Annotated in this window: 21 protein-coding genes; 12 read left to right on the top strand and 9 right to left on the bottom strand. The window is 47.1% G+C overall.

The annotated features are described in order from the left end of the window. Nucleotides 1-187 (top strand): c-type cytochrome (locus Q0314_RS03900; RefSeq protein WP_366114415.1); only part of this gene is annotated, 187 nt, incomplete at its 5' end. A gap of 203 nt (nucleotides 188-390) precedes the next feature. After that, nucleotides 391-543 (top strand): hypothetical protein, encoded by a 153-nt coding sequence (locus Q0314_RS03895; RefSeq protein ID WP_298056713.1) that lies wholly within the window; start codon nucleotides 391-393, stop codon nucleotides 541-543. A 187-nt stretch (nucleotides 544-730) separates the two neighbouring features. Here the strand turns inward: Q0314_RS03895 and Q0314_RS03890 are convergent, their stop codons facing one another. Beyond that, nucleotides 731-1,480 (bottom strand): hypothetical protein, encoded by a 750-nt coding sequence (locus Q0314_RS03890; RefSeq protein WP_298056712.1) that lies wholly within the window; start codon nucleotides 1,478-1,480, stop codon nucleotides 731-733. A gap of 194 nt (nucleotides 1,481-1,674) precedes the next feature. On the opposite strand from Q0314_RS03890, the gene Q0314_RS03885 reads away from it, so the two are divergent. Then, a complete protein-coding gene (locus Q0314_RS03885) occupies nucleotides 1,675-1,824 on the top strand; it encodes a hypothetical protein (protein WP_298056710.1) in 150 nt (49 codons plus the stop codon). 121 nt (nucleotides 1,825-1,945) lie between these two features. Here Q0314_RS03885 and ccoS read toward each other — a convergent pair whose 3' ends face one another. The 5 genes from ccoS to Q0314_RS03860 all read right to left on the bottom strand — a co-directional run bounded on the left by ccoS (nucleotide 1,946) and on the right by Q0314_RS03860 (nucleotide 7,055). Continuing rightward, nucleotides 1,946-2,158 carry a cbb3-type cytochrome oxidase assembly protein CcoS gene (gene ccoS, locus Q0314_RS03880; RefSeq protein ID WP_002949952.1) on the bottom strand — a complete coding sequence of 71 codons (213 nt, stop codon included), beginning with the start codon at nucleotides 2,156-2,158 and terminating at the stop codon, nucleotides 1,946-1,948. Next, nucleotides 2,155-4,557 (bottom strand): heavy metal translocating P-type ATPase, encoded by a 2,403-nt coding sequence (locus tag Q0314_RS03875; protein ID WP_298056708.1) that lies wholly within the window; start codon nucleotides 4,555-4,557, stop codon nucleotides 2,155-2,157. Before Q0314_RS03875 ends, ccoS begins: the two co-directional genes overlap by 4 nt. 335 nt (nucleotides 4,558-4,892) lie before the next feature. Beyond that, a complete protein-coding gene (locus Q0314_RS03870; protein ID WP_298056706.1) occupies nucleotides 4,893-5,336 on the bottom strand; it encodes a DUF1566 domain-containing protein in 444 nt (147 codons plus the stop codon). 25 nt (nucleotides 5,337-5,361) lie between these two features. Next, nucleotides 5,362-5,841: a DUF1566 domain-containing protein gene (locus Q0314_RS03865; RefSeq protein ID WP_298056704.1), complete on the bottom strand. Its 480-nt coding sequence runs from the start codon at nucleotides 5,839-5,841 to the stop codon at nucleotides 5,362-5,364. 104 nt (nucleotides 5,842-5,945) lie between these two features. After that, the gene (locus Q0314_RS03860; RefSeq protein WP_298056702.1) at nucleotides 5,946-7,055 is read right to left on the bottom strand and encodes a cation diffusion facilitator family transporter; all 1,110 of its coding nucleotides are present in this window, start codon (nucleotides 7,053-7,055) and stop codon (nucleotides 5,946-5,948) included. Between the two features lie 142 nt (nucleotides 7,056-7,197). Between Q0314_RS03860 and rho the strand changes: the two genes are divergently transcribed. Beyond that, nucleotides 7,198-8,547 carry a transcription termination factor Rho gene (gene rho, locus Q0314_RS03855; RefSeq protein ID WP_298056700.1) on the top strand — a complete coding sequence of 450 codons (1,350 nt, stop codon included), beginning with the start codon at nucleotides 7,198-7,200 and terminating at the stop codon, nucleotides 8,545-8,547. Between the two features lie 349 nt (nucleotides 8,548-8,896). Here the strand turns inward: rho and Q0314_RS03850 are convergent, their stop codons facing one another. From Q0314_RS03850 to nusA, 3 genes are all read right to left on the bottom strand, one after another. Further along, nucleotides 8,897-9,520 carry a minor capsid protein gene (locus Q0314_RS03850; protein ID WP_298056699.1) on the bottom strand — a complete coding sequence of 208 codons (624 nt, stop codon included), beginning with the start codon at nucleotides 9,518-9,520 and terminating at the stop codon, nucleotides 8,897-8,899. A 24-nt stretch (nucleotides 9,521-9,544) separates the two neighbouring features. Continuing rightward, a complete protein-coding gene (locus Q0314_RS03845) occupies nucleotides 9,545-12,121 on the bottom strand; it encodes a DNA polymerase III subunit gamma/tau (protein ID WP_298056714.1) in 2,577 nt (858 codons plus the stop codon). Between the two features lie 721 nt (nucleotides 12,122-12,842). Continuing rightward, nucleotides 12,843-13,943 carry a transcription termination factor NusA gene (gene nusA / locus Q0314_RS03840; protein ID WP_298056696.1) on the bottom strand — a complete coding sequence of 367 codons (1,101 nt, stop codon included), beginning with the start codon at nucleotides 13,941-13,943 and terminating at the stop codon, nucleotides 12,843-12,845. A gap of 149 nt (nucleotides 13,944-14,092) precedes the next feature. Between nusA and Q0314_RS03835 the strand changes: the two genes are divergently transcribed. The 8 genes from Q0314_RS03835 (at nucleotide 14,093) to Q0314_RS03800 (ending at nucleotide 20,215) form a co-directional block, all read left to right on the top strand. Further along, nucleotides 14,093-14,335, top strand: coding sequence for an HP0268 family nuclease (locus Q0314_RS03835; RefSeq protein ID WP_002949978.1), 243 nt, complete (start codon nucleotides 14,093-14,095; stop codon nucleotides 14,333-14,335). Then, the gene (gene miaB, locus Q0314_RS03830) at nucleotides 14,332-15,642 is read left to right on the top strand and encodes a tRNA (N6-isopentenyl adenosine(37)-C2)-methylthiotransferase MiaB (protein ID WP_298056692.1); all 1,311 of its coding nucleotides are present in this window, start codon (nucleotides 14,332-14,334) and stop codon (nucleotides 15,640-15,642) included. Before Q0314_RS03835 ends, miaB begins: the two co-directional genes overlap by 4 nt. A gap of 100 nt (nucleotides 15,643-15,742) precedes the next feature. Next, entirely contained in the window at nucleotides 15,743-16,258 is a 516-nt protein-coding gene (locus Q0314_RS03825) for a lysophospholipid acyltransferase family protein (protein WP_298056689.1), read from the top strand. Then, nucleotides 16,255-16,707, top strand: coding sequence for a hypothetical protein (locus tag Q0314_RS03820; RefSeq protein ID WP_298056687.1), 453 nt, complete (start codon nucleotides 16,255-16,257; stop codon nucleotides 16,705-16,707). The genes Q0314_RS03825 and Q0314_RS03820 overlap by 4 nt, the downstream gene beginning before the upstream one ends. Before the next feature lie 56 nt (nucleotides 16,708-16,763). After that, complete coding sequence (locus Q0314_RS03815) at nucleotides 16,764-17,765, top strand: hypothetical protein (RefSeq protein ID WP_298056685.1); 1,002 nt, start codon at nucleotides 16,764-16,766, stop codon at nucleotides 17,763-17,765. After that, the gene (locus tag Q0314_RS03810) at nucleotides 17,758-18,282 is read left to right on the top strand and encodes a hypothetical protein (RefSeq protein WP_298056683.1); all 525 of its coding nucleotides are present in this window, start codon (nucleotides 17,758-17,760) and stop codon (nucleotides 18,280-18,282) included. The genes Q0314_RS03815 and Q0314_RS03810 overlap by 8 nt, the downstream gene beginning before the upstream one ends. Further along, on the top strand, nucleotides 18,275-18,802 hold the full coding sequence (locus tag Q0314_RS03805) for a hypothetical protein (protein WP_298056681.1): 528 nt from the start codon (nucleotides 18,275-18,277) through the stop codon (nucleotides 18,800-18,802). Before Q0314_RS03810 ends, Q0314_RS03805 begins: the two co-directional genes overlap by 8 nt. Nucleotides 18,803-18,862: 60 nt before the next feature. Beyond that, a complete protein-coding gene (locus tag Q0314_RS03800; RefSeq protein ID WP_298056678.1) occupies nucleotides 18,863-20,215 on the top strand; it encodes a PAS domain-containing protein in 1,353 nt (450 codons plus the stop codon). Nucleotides 20,216-20,602: the final 387 nt, after the last annotated feature.

The raw sequence follows: 20,602 nt of genomic DNA, 5'->3' as shown, positions 1-20,602 counted from the left end.
AAAATACGCAAACAAAGTGCCTGCGCTAACTAGCATCAGCAAAGAAGACCGCATAAAAGCGCTACAGGGCTACAAAGAGGGTTCAAACAACGCCTTTGGTATGGGCAAAGTTATGCAACTACATGCCAAAAACCTAAGCGACGAGGATATGGCGGCTGTTAGCGAGTATATCGATAGTTTAAAATAATTTTTGCGGCTTACTGCCCAAAATCCTTGCGCACAGAGTCAACATGAACCATGCGGCACGAGCTTGAAAAAATTTCGGGCGTTTTTTGGCTAGCTTTTTCTCTCCGACCAGGTTCAAATTTAGGCTTTTGGTTTTAAATTTGAGCCTTTATTTCGGCTTTAACGACGCAAATTTGACGGGCAAATTCGACTTCATGGCGCGATATGAAATCAGATTTAAACGGAGTCGAATTTGATACGGTAAATTTGAGATTCGGGATAAAATTTGCGCGCAAATTTAGCCTCGCTTTGCTTTTTGCCGCCTCACAAGCTAGGCGCGAATTCAGCAAGCAAATTTGCCTTCGCGGTACGCAATAAAAAACAAATTTATTCATAAAGCTCCGCTGGCGTCAAAGGCCAATTTGTCGCGCATGAGCCAAAAGTAAAACGTGGCAAGCCGCAAACGCCCGTTTGTCAAATTTATACTCGCGGCACGAGCGACTCTAGTGCAAATTTGAGTCGCCCCAAATCCGACTTTTACAGACTTTACGCGCCCGCCACATCCTCACACAAACATATAGTTTCGCTTAACACGGTCAATATTAACACCGTTTTGCAAAAACCACCACCAAATCTCCTTATAAATTTTTTCATTGTAAATATAGATAGAAAAATATTTCATATTGATTACAGACGCTTGAAAACTATTGCCCTGGATTGGTTCCGCAACTCTCAAAAACGGCAAAAATCTAAAGCCCCTTAAGCTTTTATTTAAAAATAGATAAATTGTTAGTTTGAGAATTATGTTACTCAAATACATAAAAAAGACCATTGCTACGGCTACGCTCCGCCAAGCCAAGAGCATCACGATAGCAACGACTATAAACAATACCTTATCGCTTATCGCCATCTTTAAAAATCCCTCACGAACATCCGTCACAGTAAAGCAAAACTCGAGCTCTTGCTTATCCATCTCGCATCGTCTTTTGACTACACCGTCTTCTATAAACTCGATGTATTTATTTGCAAATTTGATCTCGTGATTGGCGTGAACGACCGTGAATATGTATACTATGAACGTTAATATCGCCAAAAATACTACCATGTCAAAATAACCGGCTCCATCATTATAAAAAATAAAATGTAAAAATAAACCAGAAAACGCCAGGGGTATAAAGAAAATAGTATACACAAAAAACCTCTCATAGCTTTTGATGACGAACGGCTCTTTGTCATAATCGCGCAGGTTATTTGAGCCAAATTTATCCGCGCCAAGGCTGTTTGCGAGGCTATGCGTTTTAAGATTTCCGTTCAAATTTACTCCTTTATCGCGGCGTTTACGGTTGCAAAATTTAACGCCGAATTCGTTCGACTAGCCCTGCCAGCAAATTTCGCCGCTCAAATTTTACCGTAAATTCGGCTTTAAATTCGCGCCCGCACGGGCAAATTTAATCCGTCGCCTCCGCAAACCAGTAGCCGCGCCGAACGCAAAAATCCAAACGGCAAATTTTGCCGTCCAAGACGCCAAATTCTGGCTCAAATTTACGCTGGACATTCAAGCCGCACGCGCAGCTCGTCAAATTTGGTATCGAGCTTTGCGGCGACCGACTAAAATTTACCACTCAAATTTGGCACCCAAATCCCCACCGTCAAATTTAAAACGCAAATTTATCCCCAAATCCCGCCGACGCTAAAAATCAAAATTTCGCGGCAAATTTTACGACCCAAAATAACCAAATTTTAGCGGCAAAGACGAACTGAACACAGGCGTAAATGCGCCTCACTCAGGCGGCTTATAGCCCTTTTCTTTGCGGCGCAGCTCCAGCTCATAGGCGTCGTTTAGCGCGTCTTCGTCGTCAAATTTCGTCCCGTCCAAAAACTTTCGCTCGTCGTCAAACTGCCTGGTCTTAAGCCCCCACAGCAGCGCCGCCAGTCCGCATGCGCCTAGCAGCGTCGAGACCCCGATCATCATCGCCACGACCGCCCCGCTCATCGCTCGCTCCTAGCCCGCATCGCGTTTAGCACGACCGCGACCGAGCTTAGCGACATCGAGAGAGCGGCTACTGCAGGCGCGACGTAGCCGGACATAGCTAACGGTATCGTCACGGCGTTATAAACGAGCGAAAAGGCCAAATTTTGCCGCACGATACGGTAGGTCCTACGCGCGAGCGCTACGGCAGCCGCGAGCGAGGCGGGGTCGTCTCTCATCAGCACGACGTCGCTTTTTTCGATACTCACGGCCGCTCCGCTATCCATGCACACGGCCACGCTTGAGAGCGCGAGCGCGGCGGCGTCGTTGATCCCGTCGCCTACCATCAGCACGTTTCGCCCTTGCTGCGACAGCTGCTCCACGTATGCGGCCTTGTCCGTTGGTAGCGCGTTTGCGACCGTTTCCTCGATGCCAAGCCCTTCTGCAGCGCGCTTTGCGGCGTATTCGTTATCGCCCGTCAGCATCGCTACGCGCATACCGGCGTTTTTTAGCGCAGCTACGCACTCTTTTGCGCCATCTTTTAGGCTCTCTTCTAGCTCAAATACCGCCGCTATCTCGCCGTCCGCGGCAAAAAAATAACAAGTCCCGCGCACCGCTTCGCCGTTATAAAACCCTAGCTCTCGCATAAATTTCTCGCTCCCGCCGGCTAGATTTATGCCGCCAAATTTAGCCTGCGTGCCGCGCGCTGCGATGTTTTCAAAGCCGCTTAACTCTAAAAGTTTTAAATCTCTAAAATTTGCGCGCAGATACTCGCCAACGGCGCGGCTAACGGGATGATCCGAGCCGCTAACCAGCGAAAAAAGCGCGCTTGCGTCAAATTTGTCCGCGTACGTAAATTTACTCACTTTAAGCCGCCCTGACGTGAGCGTGCCGGTCTTGTCAAACACGGCCGTATCGCACTTCGCTAGGCTTTCGATGATGCGCGCCTCTTTAAAAAGTATCCTGCGCCTAAAGCCCGCCCCAAGCGCAACGAGCGTGCTAACTGGCGTGGCAAGCCCTAGCGCGCAGGGACATGAGATCACCACGACCGAGATCGCGACGATGAGCGCGGCGGAGAGCTCGCCCGTGCGCCAGAACCAAAACGCAAACGTCGCCAGAGCCAGCGCCGTGATAGCGGCCGAAAACCTCGCCGCGATAGCGTCTGCGAGCGCCTGGATGCGCGGCTTTTTAGCTGCGGCGGTTTCGAGCAGATTTATGATACGCGCTAGCACTGACTCGCTAAAGACGGCGCCGACCTCATAAACCAGCGTGCCGTCCACGCACACGGAGCCGCTTTTTATCTCGTTTTCGCCATCTTTTGCGCTAAGATACGCAGGCGCACTCTCGCCGCTAAGGCTAGAGAGATCAAAGCTCGCTGCGCCGCTGATGGCGATGCCGTCTAGCAGCACGCGCTCGCCGACTCGCACGACTACGAGTTCGCCCACACGCACCTCCTGCGCGCTTTTTAGGATTATTTCGTCGCCGTTTTTGACGCTAACGGAGTTTAAATTTAGCGAGTTTAGATTATCAAGCGTGTCGGCGGCCTTTTTCTTGCTCAAGACTTCCAGATATTTGCCGATAAATACTAAAGTGATTATCATCGCGACCGAGTCGAAATATACCTCGCCGCGACGCGAAAACATCGCGTATATCGAGAAGATATAGGCTGCTAGCGTACCCGTGACGATGAGGCTATCCATGTTTTGAGTTTTATTTTTTAGCGCACTCCAAGCACCCCTAAAAAACCCGCTTCCCGTATAAAAAAGCACCGGCGTAGCGAGGATAAACTCGGCGAAATTTATGATAGAGCGCACGTCGGCGCGCATACCCGTGAAGTAGCCGCCGTACTGCGCGACGGCCAGCCACATGATGTTCATCGTGCAAAACACCCCGACCAGCAACCGCGCGTAAAACTCGCGCTTTTGCAGAGCTAGTCTGTGCTCCTGAGCCTGCGCGTCGTATGGGTAGGGTTCAAAGCCGATAGAGCGGATGAGGGCGAAAATTTGAGCCAAATTTATCTCGTTTTCGTCCCAGACGATGAGGGCTTTGTTATTAACCGAGTTTATATTTACCTCTAAAATTCCCTTCTGCGCAAATAAAACCTTCTCGTTTAGCCAGACGCAAGCCGAGCAGTGGATGCCCTCGATGATGAGCGAGATTTTATTAAATTCATTCTCGTTTTTAACGTAGTTTTGATAAATAGCCGCGAGGTCTTCCTGCGACTTTTGCGCCGCGTTTTTCGCGCTTAGGGCGGGATTTAGCGTAGTTTTGCCGAGCCTTTCGTAAAACTCGCCCAGCCCGCTTGCGTTAAGTATCTCGTAAACTCCCGCGCACCCCTCGCAGCAAAACAGCTCCCCGCCGCGCTCTATCAGCGCCTCGCGCTCAAATTCGCCCCTGCAATGCGCGCACTTAAATTTGCCCATCGATTACTTTTTTTTCTTTCGTTTTAAGATTTTAGATTATACGAAAAAATTCTAAAGCCTCGCTTGATTTTACGAGCTTTGCCGCGGATTTCGCTTGCGTCCGAATTTGACGGTAAATTTGAGAAGTTTTGCTCACGCATAAGCGCAATCATAAATTTGATCAGATTTAGCCAAAACCAGCACCTTGAAAACGCTGGCAAATTTACGAGCGAATTTTTAATGCTTGCAAATTTTGGCCTCGCAAAATTTATGAGCCGCAAGTTTAAATAAAATTCGACTCATCAAATTTCATCCTTAATGATAAAAAGCAAATTTGAGGCGAATAGCCCGCCAAATCAATCGTTTCTTACGCACCTAACAAAACGATGCTCGGACATGTCGCGCCAATAATCTAATCCCGTATTCAAGTGCACAACCCACGCTTCAGACAAATTTTCAATACTTTTCGTGGAGCTCCAGTGCCATTTTAGAGCCGCATATTTAAAAGCAGGGTTTATTGCCGACCCAGATCTATTTTTGTCGGCAATGCTTAACAGTTCGTCTGCGGCGGGCAACCTCCAGTCCTCAAACCCTGCAAATTTAAGCTGTTCACAATATTCCTTCGCCTGCTCCCAAGTACCCTGAAAATCTTGCTCCTCATCATGCCACATTAATTTACCAAGCTTCACTTCACTACATACAACTACGTTTTTATCACTATCTCGGTGACAAGTTGGGCTTAACGCTTCGGCATTAAGTAATCCGCAAAGCAACAGCGTAGCGGCCATATATTTTTTCATCTTTTTATCCTTTTACTCTCTAATTTTAGAGCCAATAACTTCTCACGCACCGCACAAAGCAAGTATCAGACTCGCAACTAGATTTACCACAACTGATACCGACGCCGTAATTGAAATTTATACGCCAAATAGAAGGCGGAGCGTAAGATATTTCGGTAGAACTCCAATATATAAGATATCCATCGTTTGCCGCATGTTTAAAAGCCGAATTTATAGCAGGAGCAAATTTGCTTTTGTCCGTTATGCTGATTAGCTCGTTTACCCTTGGTAACCGCCAGTCGTCATATCCTGCAAAACTTAAATTTTCGCAGTACTTTACCGCCTCGTCGTAAGTACCTTGATATATCTCCTCGCCGTCCTGCCACATCAGTTTATAGACGCTATCCGTGACGACGTTTTTGGCGTCGTCTCTGCTAAAACCCGCCGTAAAACCCGGCGCATCCGTCCCAAACGCCGCACCGCAATAAAGCGCGCAAGCCAGCGAAGCGAAAATAAATTTGTTCATACTTTATCCTTTAAATTTTTATGATTATAGCGTAATCACCGCTCAAATTTGCGCTCCGAAAAGTCCGCTCCGACCACGCCAAGTAGCTAAATTTGGCCCAACCCTCACGCAAACTCCCTATCTATCACGATGAAAATTTTATACCCCGGAAAGCTTAGCGAGATCTCGCGCTCTATCTCGGCGCGCAGACAGCTTAGATTTTTCTCGGCAAAATCTACCACCACATCAAACCTCACGCTCTTTTTCTTAGTATCTATAAAAAATGCGTGAAATCCGCGCACGCTGCTAAATCGCGAGAGCAGGTTCGCCACGCAGGCGCGACTCTGCTCCTGCCCCAAATTTACGCTATAAACGCCAAAAACCAGATAAATCCTGTAAATTTTATAAATCTCGATCTGAAGCTCGTTTAGCCTCTGCGAAACCTCGCTAAGCGGCAAATGCTCGTCTATCTCGACGTTTACCGAGCCCACGTATCGCTGCGCGCCGTAGTTGTGAAGTATCAGGTCGTATGCGCCGCGCACGATTTCGCAGCGATTTACGGCGGCGTAAATTTCGTCGCTGATCTCCTTTTCGACGCGCTGACCGATGATTTTATCGAAGGTTTCTTTTATCAAAAGTACGCCGTTTATGATAATAAAAAGCGACGCCAAAGCGCCCGCGTAGCCATCTATCTGGATATCGGCGAAGTATGACAGCGCAGCTGAGATGAGGATCACGCACGAGATGATCGCGTCGCCCAAGGCTTCCTGCCCGACGGCTTTTAGCGAGATAGATTTGGTCTGTTTGCCGATCTTTTTGTAGTAAAAGCCGAGCGCAAATTTGACGAATATCGCGCAAAACAAAAACGCTAAAAATGGTATCGTAAAACTAGTGGGCTCGGGCGCGAAGATATTTTCTACCGAAGTTTTTAGAAACTGAAACCCCAGCATCAGCACGATGACCGAAACGATAAGACCGCCGATATACTCAGTCCTGCCGTAGCCGTAAGGGTGGTCTTCGTCTGGCATCTTACTAGCTAGCTTTGAGCCAAATATCGTGATGATACTTGAGCCTGCATCGCTAAGGTTATTTACGGCGTCTGATATCAGCGCGACCGAGTTTGAGACCATAGCGATGAAAATTTTCGCCCCGGCTAAGAAAAAATTCGTAATTATACCGATAAGCGCAGTTTTTATTATCGTTTTTTCGCGCTTACCGTCTTTAAAATCCATCATTTTGAAATTCCTTTTCATTTTTGGCGAGATTATATCACTTCTTGACATCAAAGCCAAAATTTTATAAAATGCGGGCTTTCAAAACTTCTTTTGAAACTTAAATTTATCTACAAAATTATTCCGTAATTTTAAAGAGGACACGATGGAAAATAACGCAACCCAGCCTGCAAATTCAGCGCAGGAAAATCAAAAAACAATCAAAAAATATCCAAACTCGCGCACCCACATCCCCGTCGACGGACACAAAATCGAAGAGCTAAGAACTCTTAGCCTAGAGGAGCTTATCGCTATCGCAAACAGCGTAGGCGTCGAGAATCCACGCGAATTTCGCAGACAAGATTTGATATTTGAGATCCTAAAAACCCAAACAAAACAAGGCGGATTTATACTTTTCACGGGCATTTTAGAGATCACGAGCGAGGGCTACGGCTTTTTGCGCTCGGTAGACGCAAACCTCAGCGACAGCTCAAACGACGCCTATGTCTCAAACTCTCAAATTCGCAAATTTGCGCTGCGCGTGGGCGACATCGTGACGGGTCAAGTGCGCGAACCAAAAGATCAGGAAAAATACTACGCCCTGCTAAAAATCGAGGCGCTAAACTATATGCCGCTAATCGAGGCCAAGGAGCGCCCGCTATTTGACAACTTAACCCCGCTTTTCCCGACGGAAAAACTTCGCCTCGAATACGACCCGATGAAGCTAACGGGCCGCGTGCTAGATCTCTTTACGCCTCTTGGCAAGGGTCAGCGCGGCCTCATCGTCGCACCTCCTAGAAGCGGTAAAACCGAGCTTATGAAAGAGCTAGCCCACGGCATCGCGCGCAACCACCCCGAGTCGCATCTCATGGTCTTGCTCGTGGACGAGCGTCCCGAGGAGGTCACCGACATGCAGCGCTGCGTAAAGGGCGAAGTGTTTAGCTCGACGTTTGACCTGCCTGCGATGAACCACGTGCGCGTCGCCGAACTCGTCATCGAAAAGGCCAAACGCCTCGTAGAAATGGGCAAGGACGTCATCATCCTGCTTGATAGCATCACCCGCCTAGCGCGCGCGTACAACACCGTAACTCCGCCAAGCGGCAAGGTGCTAACGGGTGGCGTGGACGCAAATGCACTGCATAAGCCGAAACGCTTTTTCGGCGCAGCGAGAAACATCGAACACGGCGGCAGCCTCACTATAATCGCCACCGCACTCATCGACACGGGCTCGCGTATGGACGAGGTTATTTTTGAGGAGTTTAAAGGCACGGGCAACAGCGAGATCGTACTAGATCGCAACATCTCCGACCGCCGAATTTACCCGGCCATCAACGTACTAAAATCAGGCACCAGAAAAGAGGAGTTACTGCAAAAACCGGACGAACTGCAAAAGATCTGGGCTATCCGCTCGGCGATCGCGACGATGGACGACGTAGAGGCGCTTAAGTTTTTATACGCCAAGATGCTAAAAACCAAGGACAATAAAGAGTTGCTTTCAATCCTAAACGAGTCGTAAATTTGCGCTCTTTGGGCCAAATTTGACGGTCGATCTTATCTTCCGCGCGAGTCGTTCGCGGCTCGCCGACCTACTTTAAAATACTCTAATTTTTATAAATTTACAAACCGTCGCCGCTTAAATTTACGTCTGCGACGGCGGACTATTTAAGAGCCAAAATTTAATGCAGCTTTTTAAATTTGCTTTCAACTTTCGTCGTCCGTCGCTTCGTATCTTACGCTAAATTTACGAGACTAGCCGCTTTATGCACGCTTTGCTTTTTTGTTTAAATTTTGCTGCGCCGCCAAACACGCCGTACCTTTATCGCCGCGACGGATTTGCAAATTTTACCGCCCAGCGCCTTTAAAGCTCAAATTTGCTGCAGATTTGTTAAGCTATTCGGCGTCCGAGGTTTTCTGGGCTTTGAGTTAAATTTTTCGGGGCTTTGGGTTTTTAGCCAGTCGTTAAACGTCATATCCTGCGGCACGTAGCCGTTCATACTTGACCTAGTGCGACCGCTTGCTTCGTCCATTCCCTCGACGCCTAGCTCGTCCCAGCTTTTAGTTACGGGTATTATGACGCTGCGGCAATTAAAATGAGTATTTACGCGCGGTTTGCGAAACGGGAAGTTATGCCCGATAGGTTTGTAGTCTTTATCCCAGATTAGCCCGTCGTAGGCTCTGCATAGCTCGGACGTGCGAGTATCTAGCGTGGCTTGATATTTGTAGCATTTTATGACGCCATCGTTTGCTTCAAAAAAGGCTTGACGGATCTCGCTTACTATTGCGCCCGCTCCGGTTAATGCTATCGCTGTGGCATCGCGTTTGTTTTTTTGTAAAGCCTGCGCTATTCTTTGAGCCAACATCGGCGTAGTTTCGCCTAAACTCACGCCTATTTTTAGCTCACGCTCTAATCGCTTTTTCTGATCGGCGTTTAAACCGTTATTCCACGCTTTGACGGTCGCGCCACAACAAAGGCAATAAAACTTGCCCACGAATTTAGAGCCGAATCAAACCCCTCAAATCTCCAAAACTTCAGGCTCTCCAAACAGTCGTTTGGCTTCTTTTAAAACCGCTTGATTTTTTGCTACTTTGGGATCGGTTTGGGTTTTTGCGGCCAAATTTGACGTAGGATTTTGAGCGTTTAAATTTGCCTCGCTTGAGGACGAGCCTTCAAAATTTGCTTCGTTTTGAAACTTCTCGCCGCTCAAATTTGCCGTATCTAAATTTTGCCTTGCAGTCGTACTTGCCGACTCGCTTGCCTCTTGCTCAAAAAGGCCGTCATCATACTCGGCCGCCTCGCTAAACATCTCGCTCACATCATCAGGATCAAACGGCGGCTCGCCAAAGGTAGCCGTTTGCGGCGCGTGGTTTTGGTTAAATTTAGCTGTGGCGCTACTTGATTTTTGCTCCGTTTTTGCGGCGTTTTGACTCTCGAGTTGCCTTAGTTCATCATCTAAAAACGCCAGATCCGCCCTGGCTGCGATTCCGTCGTCGGTCTTAAATTTTAGTGAATACGCCTCATGAAAATCGTGCGTGTCGTCGCGCATACTCTCAAAATCAGGCGCAAATTTAGGCTCGGCCGGTTGATTTAAATCCGTCTGCGAGTTTTGCGTGAAATTTGACTCGTTTTCGTTTAAATTTAAGGGCTCGGTTTCGCCCATAGGCGAGTCGCTATTGGTCTGCGCGCTAGGCGCCGAGTCGTTCGCCGCCTGCGCTTGCGGCGTCAAAATTTGCGTTTGCTCGCCCCGCTCGCCGCTTTCAAATTTGGCGTCTAAATTTTGCTCCGAGGGCGTAGCCGTCCTCTCCTCACTACCGTCCGAAAATAAATTCCCCGTCAAATTTGAGAGCTCTTGCGCTTGGTCGTTTTGGCTTAAATTTTCCGGCATGACGTCCGAGTCAAATTTGGAGCCAGCCTGGTTTGGCGTCACCTCATTGCTCTCAGATTTTGCCGCACCACCGCGCTCGTCATCCAAATTTGCCGAGCCCTTTTGCTCTTGCGCCCCTACTTCGGGGCTTTGCTTGGGAGTTATCTTTATCTTTGCGCTCTCGCCAAAAAGACTTCGCAAGATCTGCAAAATCACCTTCGAACCCTCTCGAAGCCGCTTCTGATCCTCGCCCGCCGCGTTTGAGGCTAGACTTATACAGCCGTCCGAAAACTCCAAAAACTCGATACAGTTTTTAAAACACTCGCCAAGATCAAAGCTACGGTCGTAAATTTTGGCCAAAAACGCCTCGTAAGCGGGATTTGGGGTTTTCGCGGCATGGGTTTGGTCGCCCGGCTCCTGCGGCGTCTTGGCATTTAAATTTGCCGAGCCGGCTAGAGTCTGAGCGCTCAAATTTCGCCCCTGAGCCGTACCGTTTTGTGAAGCGAGTTTAGCCACGTTTGCGCCCGTCAAATTTGATCCGTCCGCAGAGGGCGAAATTTGACCCGTCTGTGTAGGAGCCGCAGATTTAGCCGCTTCGCCTCGTCCGCCAGCAAAATTTGACGCCGCGCGGGAGCCGCCAAAATCGGCCGTGCGCGCCTGCGAATCCGCAAATTTTTCCCTCGCGTCAACGGCTATCATCTCGTCGATCGATTTTAGATTTATCGCCTCGATCATCATAAAAAGCATCACGCCAAGCACGAATCCGCCGTCACTGCTGACGCTTAGCATCGAACGCGCCTGCGAGAGGATCCTAAAAAATCTCTCGTATAAAAGCAGCGAGTATTTCGGGCTTTGCGCGAGGAAATTTGCTTTTAGATTTGCCGTTATCTCATCTATCACCATCTCGGCATCATAGCTCTCCAGCTGCGCTACCGCCGCGCTTACGGCTGATTTATCGCCGCTCATAACGAACGCCAAAATCTCCTCTATGCGCTGCGGATCAAGCAGTCCCAGCATCTGCGCGACGGCGCTTTGCGTTAGCTCGCCCTTGGCGTAGATGATGGCCTGATCTAGCAGCGTGAGAGTGTCGCGCAGCGAGCCCGCGCCGCTACGAGCGAGGATCTCGAGAGCCTCTTTTTCGTGCGGGACGTTTTCGCGGTTTAGGATAAAGTCAAGATGCGCGACGACGTCCGGGCGCGAGATCTGGCGAAATCTAAAATGCTGCGTGCGCGATAGCACCGTAGCCGGGAGCTTGAGCGGATCAGTCGTGGCTAGGATAAATTTGACGTAGGGCGGCGGCTCCTCGAGCGTCTTTAGCAGCGCGTTAAACGCAGGCGTGGAGAGCATGTGCACCTCGTCGATGATAAAAATCTTAAAGCGCGCGATCGCCGGAGCGTATTTGGTCTGCTCGATGAGCCCCTTTATATCGTCGATACCGCGGTGGCTGGCCGCGTCCATCTCGATGATATCGATGTGGCGGCCTTCGTTTGCAGCGATACAGTTGGCGCACTGCTCGCAGGGCCGGCTTGTCGGGCCGCGATCGCAAACAAGCGCCTTCGAAAATATCCTCGCGCTTGATGTCTTGCCGCTGCCGCGAAGTCCCGAAAAAAGGTAGGCGTGGGTTAGGCGGTTCTCGTCCAGAGCGTGCGTGAGGCTGGTGCTGACGGCCTCCTGGCCTACGAGCTCGCTAAAATTTCGCGGTCTATATCTAAGCGCTAATGCTTGCAACACGGATTTTTCCTTAAATTTAAGATGAGATATTCTACTTTTTTTTGGATAAAAATTTAATATATTACGGCTCGGGGCGTCGCGAAACGAGTCGCCGAGCGGGATAAATTTGGGCTAGTAAATTTGCCCGCAGGCGCGAATCCGTTGCATGCGTGGGACCTGGCAAATTTGACATATATACTGCTCGATTCTTGCAAAACTGCTACAAATTTGATGCAAAATAGCCCAGCCCAAATTTCGTCAAATTTAGCTGCAAAGATTTTGGTAATTTGGCGAAATTTGCTATAATCGCACGAAAATGAAATTCAAAAAAGGGAGAAAATGAGAAAAGTTGTATTATGCGCGTTTATTTTGGCATTTGGATTTTTAGCTGCTGGTTGCGAGAGGAACGACTACCAACACCCGATGTACCGCTCTACTAAAAATAAATAACCTAAAATTTGGCGGTTTATCCGTCGCCTTAAAATCCCAAATTTATCTTATTTTGCCGTTTAATAAAATTTGGCGTTTGCAAGGTGTATTTTAAAATTTAATTTCCTCGCAGGCTTCTTTTATTTTTTAAATTATGGATACTGATAAAATTTGAAAAATAAAAAGCGGCAAATTTTAGCGCGCGAAACAGATCAAATTTGAGCTAGATTTATTTACTCAAATTTAACCCGGACGTTGCGCCCTAAATTTACCGCTCTAAACAAATGCTGCCAAAAGGGCTCAAATTTGGCTACAAATCGCCAAACAGCGCCTTTAGATCCTTCGCGTTTTCGTCTTTGCTCTCGCCTCTAGCGCCTAGCTCGTTTAGCTCGATCTCGTGGCCTGTTAGCATGCTAGCTAGCCTGATATTTATGCCGCTTTTGCCGATAGCCTTGCTCTTTTGCTCGGTTACTAGGCTCACGACGGCTTTGTTATTTTCGCCGATTTTAACCGAGCTGATGATCGCGGGCGCCATCGCTCGCGTGATGAGGATCGCAGGCTCGGCCGAATACTCGATCGCGTCGATATTTTCGCCGTTTAGCTCCTTTGTGACGGCGTTTATGCGCACGCCTTTGGTGCCCACGGTCGCGCCCACGGGATCGACGTTTGGCGAGGTGGCTACGAGCGCTACTTTAGCTCGTTCGCCCGGGATTCTGGCACTTGCGGCGATCAGCACTAGTCCGTCTTTGATCTCCGGTACTTCGGCTTTTAGCAGTGCTTCGAGGAATTTTGGCGACGTGCGGCTTAGCTCGACCTTGATACCCATAGATTTGTCGATATAGACGCTTTTTATGACGGCTTTTACGACGTCGCCCGGCTTAAATTTCTCGCCTTTTATGCGGTTTTTGCGCGGCATCACGGCTCGCAACTCGTCTATTTCTATGAAGGTATTTTCATCGCCATCTACGCGCGTGACGGAGCCAAAAACCATGTGTCCGACCATGTCTTGATATTTTTGAAAGATTTTTTCCTCCATAAGGCGCTGGATGTGGTATTCAAGCTCCTTGTGAAGCGTTTGTGCAGCGGTGCGGCCGAGGTTGTCGGTAGATAGCTCGTATGTTAGCTCGTCGCCGATCTCTACTCCGCTATCGACCTTTCTAGCCTCTCTTAGACCTATAAAATGCTCGTTATCCTCGGCTAAGCGCTCGTCGCCGTCCTCTACGACGGTGATTTTTTGATATAGATGAAGAGTCTTGGTCGCATTATCTATAACCGCGTCGTATTCGTAGTTTTCGCCGTATATTTTCTTTGCGGTATTGATAATAGCTCTTATGACGCGCTCTTTTACGTCCTCGATTTCGAGCCCTTTTTCATTTGCGATAGATTCTATGATATCCGCTATTTTTTCCATATTATTTTTGCTCCGTTATTTAAAATTTGGGGGGATTTTTGGGTTAGAGGGGTATTATACAAGCTTTATACTTTTAAGAAGTTTAATGCGTTTTTTATGATGAATTTGCTATATTCACAGATTAAATTAAAGATTTCAAAGGATTAAAAATGGAGCTAAAACTCGCTAGAACGCAACTTGACGCCAAACCAAAAACGATCTCTCTTGAAAAAATCGAAGCGGCATTTGCAAAAGATCCGCAACAAATTTTCTATTTCGACAGAGAAAACAGCCACAAACAACTCATCGCTTTGGTTGAATTTTTCGAGGAAAAAGGCCTTAGCGTCTATCACCGCACCGTAAAATACGGACTCGACGAAAACGACTACATGTACGAGGTGCACATCCTTTGAGCGCAGCGCAAAAAAAGCTCTTTATCCAGACTTTAGGCTGCGCGATGAACGTCCGTGACAGCGAGCACATCATCGCCGAGCTCAAACAAAAAGAGGACTACGAACTCACTCAGGACATCTCCGAGGCCGACCTCATCCTCATCAACACCTGCTCGGTGCGCGAAAAGCCCGTACATAAGCTTTTTAGCGAGGTCGGCGGTTTTGAAAAAGTAAAAAAAGCAGGCGCTAAAATCGGAGTTTGCGGTTGCACGGCAAGCCATTTGGGAAGCGAAATTTTTAAACGAGCGCCTTACGTAGATTTCGTACTCGGTGCGCGAAACGTCAGTAAAATTTCAGCTGCCGTTAAGACGCCTAAATTTATCAGCACCGACATAAATCACGACGAGAGCGAGTACGCATTCGGCGAATTTCGCGGCTCGCCGTATAAAAGCCACATAAATATCTCGATCGGCTGCGATAAAAAATGCACCTACTGCATCGTCCCGCACACCAGAGGCGACGAGATCTCGATCCCGGCAAATTTGATCCTGCGCGAAGTAAAAAAAGCCGCCGAGGGCGGAGCGAAGGAAATTTTCTTGCTCGGGCAAAACGTAAACAACTACGGCAAGAGATTTTCAGGCGCGCACGAGAAGATCGATTTTAGCGACCTGCTCGTAAAGATTAGCGAGATAGAGGGCGTCGAGCGCATACGATTTACCAGCCCGCATCCGCTCCATATGGACGATAAATTTTTAGAAATCTTTAGTCAAAATCCCAAAATTTGCAAATCCATGCACATGCCGCTTCAAAGCGGAAACACCAAAGTCCTGCGCGAGATGAAGCGCGGCTACACCAAAGAGTGGTTTTTAGACCGAGCAGTTAGATTGCGCGGGATGTGCCCGGATGTTAGTATTTCGACCGACATTATCGTGGCGTTTCCCGGAGAGAGCGAAGAGGAGTTTGAGGACACGATGGACGTGCTAGAAAAGGTGCGCTTCGAGCAAATTTTTAGCTTTAAGTATTCGCCTCGCCCGATGACTAAGGCGGCGGAATTTACCAATCAAATCCCAGACGCCGTCGCAAGCGCTCGTCTAACCCGCCTACAAAGCCGTCACAACGAGATTTTAGACGAAATCGTCGCGGCACAAAAAGGCAAAATTTTCGACGTATATTTTGAGGAGCTTCGCGCAAACGGCGGGGTCGCCGGCAGAAGCTTTAATAACTTCCTCGTTCAAGTCGCAGGTAGCGAAGAGCTGCTAGGCAAGACGCTAAAAGTGCGCGTGAACGATCCAAAGAGAATGGTGCTTTACGGTGAGCTCGTGGGCTAAATTTAAACGAAGCGTTTTTATAAATTTAGCCCCGCGCATTATCTATTTTTTTATTTGGATTATATTTTTAACCTGCAAAAAGAACTTTTCTAAGACAAATTTGACGAACGAACCTTGCATCGTGCTATTTTGGCACGGTAGGCTTGCGCTGATGAGCTTTGCCTACGTACACTGGTGGAAAAACGGCCAAAATCCGCAAAGACGCGCCAAAGTCATCATAAGCGACCACAAAGACGGCGAAATCATCGCGCGCGTGATTTCGTTTTTCGGTATCGGTGCGATCAGAGGCAGTAGCTCAAAAGGCGCGGTAAAGGCCCTCGCACAAAGCTTTAGAGAGCTAAAAAGCGGCACCGACGTCATCATCACCCCGGACGGTCCGCGCGGCCCCTATCACAGCGTCGCCGACGGAGCCGTCGTCATCGCGCAAAAGCAAAATGCGCAAATACAAATTTTAAACTACGAAGCGAGTAAATTTTGGCAGCTAAAAAGCTGGGATAAGATGATAATCCCAAAGCCGTTTAGCGAGATTTCTTATACACTCTCGCCGCCTTTTAGCGTGACAGGCATGGAACTAGAAGCCGCAAGAGAGCAGATAAAAAAGGAGATGGAAAAATGAGCTCAAAGACCGTTATTTTAATTATCGGAGCGCTTTTGGCGGCTATTTTTGTCTCATTTGTTACGCTTAGTCCGTCTTACAAAAACGCACTTGGAGCCAAATTTTACTACGAAATGGGCGATTACGAAACCGCCTATAGGCTCTCAAAATCAGCCTACCATAAAGACATTTACAACAAACTAGCCCACACCGTGATGGTACAAAGCGAAATCTCGCAAAAATACGCCCTCTACATCGCCCGCTCAAACGGCTATCTAGAAAATATCCAAAAAATCAGCAAATCAGGCAAGGTAAGCAAAGTAAATTTAGACAAAATTCGCATGATGTGCGACATCGCCGTGAGCGACTATGCAGAGCTTAAACCCTCAAATTTGACAGACTCGGACCTGCAAGAAGAAGCAAAACGAATAAAAGATAAATTTTTAACCCTACAAAAAGAGCTGTTTTAACTCTATTTTATGGCTTTTTGGGTATTATAACGCATCGTAATTTTTAGGAGAAATCTTTGCTGATACGTCGTTTTTTTAGCGTCTTATATCTTAGCGCCGTTATCCAGTCTAAAAAATGCATATTTTACGGCGAGGCATACAAGGGCGCAACTCCGATCAAAACGATAAAAAATGAATTTGACCTAGAAGAGTCCGGCAAAATCTCAGACAGAATAAAAGAGTATCTAAAAAATCTACAAAAAGAGTATAAATGGGTTTATATTTCGCTATTTTTTGATGCGCTCGAGCAAGGAGCGTTTGAAGCTAAAAACGCCGAAAATCTTGAAAAACTAGGCATAAAAACAAAGGAAATAACCTGCATAAATCCCGCTAAAAATTGGCTGATCTATGCAAAACTTTCAGACGTTAAAGCCGCCGAGAGTAAATTTGGTGATACGGACATAGACGTACTTTATTCGCCCATAGTACTTATACAAAAAGAGATCGAGAAACAAAAATTATCTACGGCAAAGACGCTTTTTATTTATGCCTGCAAAGAAATTTTCGCCATCTGCATTACATCAGGTAACGGCGCAAAATACGCCACGGTTTGTAAGCTAGATGAGGACGACGGCGACGAGAACGTCGAATTTGATAAAGAAAACAGCGACGAGATAGATGATTTTATCACGAATGTAGACGAAAGCTTTAACAACATGGACGGTCTAGAAAATTTAGACGATATGTTAAAGACCGGCGATAGCCAAGAGGAGTTTGCCGACCTAGACTACGATATAAATATGCCAGAATCCACCGATGTAACCGCCTCGGTATCGATATTTGGGCGCGATATGAGTATGTACCGGTATATATCGTTAGCGCTTAAAGAATTTTATTCAAATCCTCTATACGAAGGCGATTTTATCGAAAATGTCGTGATTTTCGACGCTACAGAGAGGACGAGCGCTACGTTTTTACACTATCTAGAAAACGAACTCTTAGTAAAAACCGCCGTTTATCCCGTCGATACGCTAAAAACGATGACCGAGCTAATGAAAAAAGAGTTGGAAAATGACTAGTTATAGCTTTATAAGACCTCAGAAAAAACCGATTTTTAACCTTTTTAGCAAAATTTGGCTGTTTTTTATCGCTACGATAGTGTTGCTTTTTGCTGCGGTAAATTTCTTTGTTGAGTTTAAAAGTAACTCGCTACGAAACGAAACGCAAATTTTAAAACAAAAACAAGAGCAGACGCAAGAGCAAATCAAACAAGCCGACGAGCTCACTGCGCTTTTAAAGCAAAGAAGAGATAGCGCAAACGAGATAGCGGCCTCAAATGCCGTCTTAAAACAAAGCCTGCGCAATCTACTCGATCTTGTCCCCTCAAGCATCACGCTACACGAGATCTCGATGGATAAAAACTCACTCGTCGTAAAAGGCACTACGCCTAGCCGAGATATTTACAATATGTTACTCGCCACGCCGCTAAAGTCGATTTTTAACACGTCAAATACCTCTTTTTATCAACTAGATAGCGGCTGGCTAAATTTCATCAGCACAAATAAAACCGACAGCTTAGAGGGTAAAAATGAGTAAAGATAGAAGCCTACAAAATATCGACGTTACCAAATTACTCATCTATATTCTAATTTTTATAGTCGCTTGCCTTGTGATGATATTTGGCTTTTTAGTACCGAGTATCAAAGAATACAAGCAGGTCAAATACGAAAGTCGCATGCAAATCGCCGCAAGTGCGCAAACACAAAGGCTCTACGACACCAAATCAAAAGCCCTAAACGAGATAAAGCAAAACGACAAGGCCGTATTAGAAGCTCTTGAAAACAAATTTGACGTAGAGAATTTTACTCAATTTGCCTCAAAGTACTTTATGAACGTAAATCTAAGCGAGCCAAAAGAGGCCGCAAAAAACGGTGAGATCTCGGTCTACGAGCTAACGGTAATGGGCTCCATGAAAACTCCTGCTAAATTTTACGAGTTTATGGATGCGCTACAAAACTACGAAAATATCGTAAAAATCGACTTTCCGATCAAAATGCGCAAGGATGCCGAAAAAATCGACGCGACCTTTGGCGTCAAAATTTACAGCTTAAGATAAATCAAAGTTTTTACTCTCCGCTTTTTGTATAATCCTTAAAATTTAAGTTAAGGATAAAAAATGATTAAATTTAATAACGCCGCCGTTGCCTTGGCGACTGCGATCTTAAGGGATTATCTTAACGGAACGGTAAATTTTTTCGCCTCTAGAAAAGCTGCGAAATCGGAGCTAACGAAACTCACACCGGCCGATTTTAAAAACGTGCGCGCAAATTTGCTAAATTTAGGCTTTAAGAGCGAGTTTATCGACGAAAACGCCGCCGAACTCTCAGAAATCCTGCGCGGTATCCTAACTGCCGAGCGCCCCAGGCTGCCAAAAGACCATCCTATCGCTACCTATATCAGCGAAAACGACGCCGCGCGCGAGCTAATCGCAAAGGCAAAAGAGTTACTAAAAAAGAAATTTATCAAAAACGAGTGGCTTGAAATTTACGACAAACTAGGCGGCTTTAACAGGACGCACTTTGCTAGAAAACAGCACCAACTCTACTCGATGCTCGAAAACAAGGGATTTGACCGCCCGTCGCGCTTTATGTGGAGCTTTGATAACAAGGTCCGCGACGGTATCGCCGCAGCGCGCGAGCTGCTAGAGGATGGCAAGGTTGACGAGTTTATCGCGGCTCAGCACGAGATCTACGAAAATCTACTCGATCTGCTCGCACGTGAGGAGGCGGCGCTCTATCCGACGTCGCTGGAGCTAATCAGCGAGGAGGAATTTCGTGCGATGAGACGCGGCGATGATGAGATCGGATATTTTCTCATCGAAAAGCCGAGCGAATTTTATCCGTTAAATTTGAACTCCAATGGCGGCCCTGAGGCAAATTTAAAGGACGCAAATTTGCAAAGCGAGTCAAATTTAAGCGTGGCAAATTTACAAAACGACAACCTAAACGAAGCGGTTTTAAATCCGAATTTCCTAAAAGAGCTGTCAAATTTGATGAGCAAATACGGACTAAATCCAAACGCAAGTAGCGATAAAAACGCCGTTTTTGACGTCGCCACGGGCAAGCTCACGCTAGAGCAAATCAACCTCATTTATAAGCACATGCCAGTCGACCTCTCCTTCGTCGACGAAAACGAGATCGTGAAATTTTACACCGACACCAAGCACCGCGTATTTCCGCGAAGCGCAGGCGTCATCGGGCGCGACGTGAAGAACTGCCACCCGCGCGAGAGCGTAGCTAGCGTGCTGGAGATCATCGACGCCTTCCGCAAGGGCGAGCGCGATGAGATCGACTTTTGGCTGGAGCTTCACGGTAAATTTATCTACATCTACTACGTGGCCGTTCGCGATGAAAACGGCGTATTTAAGGGGGTGCTAGAGATGATGCAAGACGTCACGCGCATCCGCAGCCTAGAGGGCAAACGCACGCTGGTGACGTGGGACGATCTAAAGAAAAAATACGGGGAGTGATGATAACTGCTTGCAAAATTTGATTAATACCGCTCGGCCATTATCGCCGAATTCTAATTTCTGGCGTAAATTTATCGGAGATTTGGGGCGCTTGCCTTTTCGTATATTTACGCCTACGCCTTTTGCACGATAATTCGAGCTATATTTGCGGATACGCGATATTTTCGCAAGCGGTATTTAAGGATTTTAGAGCGGCATATTTAGTACCAAACCGCCTAATGAAAATATCGCTGCTGCATTAAAACTACCGGCCGTAAAAATTTAAATTTACGCGCTAAACCGAATTTTAAGCCGCCTTTTTAAGATAGTGGCGATATCTCGTTTCGTAAGATGTTTGAGCCGGCCGTCTAGCGCCGTTAAATCCAAAGCTACCGCAAAGAAAGCGTT

The organism is uncultured Campylobacter sp., from assembly GCF_938040115.1.
Classification (GTDB): domain Bacteria; phylum Campylobacterota; class Campylobacteria; order Campylobacterales; family Campylobacteraceae; genus Campylobacter_A.
Note: the sequence above shows the minus strand (reverse complement) of the source record. Positions and strands in the feature narration are given on the sequence as shown.

Bases quoted from the DNA above. Each gene is read 5' to 3' on its own strand.
- Q0314_RS03810 (WP_298056683.1), top strand. From the start codon at position 17,758: ATGACTAGTTATAGCTTTATAAGACCTCAGAAAAAACCGATTTTTAAC.
- Q0314_RS03835 (WP_002949978.1), top strand. From the start codon at position 14,093: ATGGAGCTAAAACTCGCTAGAACGCAACTTGACGCCAAACCAAAAACG.
- Q0314_RS03865 (WP_298056704.1), bottom strand. From the start codon at position 5,841: ATGAACAAATTTATTTTCGCTTCGCTGGCTTGCGCGCTTTATTGCGGT.
- Q0314_RS03895 (WP_298056713.1), top strand. From the start codon at position 391: ATGAAATCAGATTTAAACGGAGTCGAATTTGATACGGTAAATTTGAGA.
- Q0314_RS03870 (WP_298056706.1), bottom strand. From the start codon at position 5,336: ATGAAAAAATATATGGCCGCTACGCTGTTGCTTTGCGGATTACTTAAT.
- Q0314_RS03800 (WP_298056678.1), top strand. From the start codon at position 18,863: ATGATTAAATTTAATAACGCCGCCGTTGCCTTGGCGACTGCGATCTTA.
- nusA (WP_298056696.1), bottom strand. From the start codon at position 13,943: ATGGAAAAAATAGCGGATATCATAGAATCTATCGCAAATGAAAAAGGG.
- Q0314_RS03805 (WP_298056681.1), top strand. From the start codon at position 18,275: ATGAGTAAAGATAGAAGCCTACAAAATATCGACGTTACCAAATTACTC.
- Q0314_RS03875 (WP_298056708.1), bottom strand. From the start codon at position 4,557: ATGGGCAAATTTAAGTGCGCGCATTGCAGGGGCGAATTTGAGCGCGAG.
- rho (WP_298056700.1), top strand. From the start codon at position 7,198: ATGGAAAATAACGCAACCCAGCCTGCAAATTCAGCGCAGGAAAATCAA.
- Q0314_RS03860 (WP_298056702.1), bottom strand. From the start codon at position 7,055: ATGATGGATTTTAAAGACGGTAAGCGCGAAAAAACGATAATAAAAACT.
- Q0314_RS03820 (WP_298056687.1), top strand. From the start codon at position 16,255: ATGAGCTCAAAGACCGTTATTTTAATTATCGGAGCGCTTTTGGCGGCT.
- ccoS (WP_002949952.1), bottom strand. From the start codon at position 2,158: ATGAGCGGGGCGGTCGTGGCGATGATGATCGGGGTCTCGACGCTGCTA.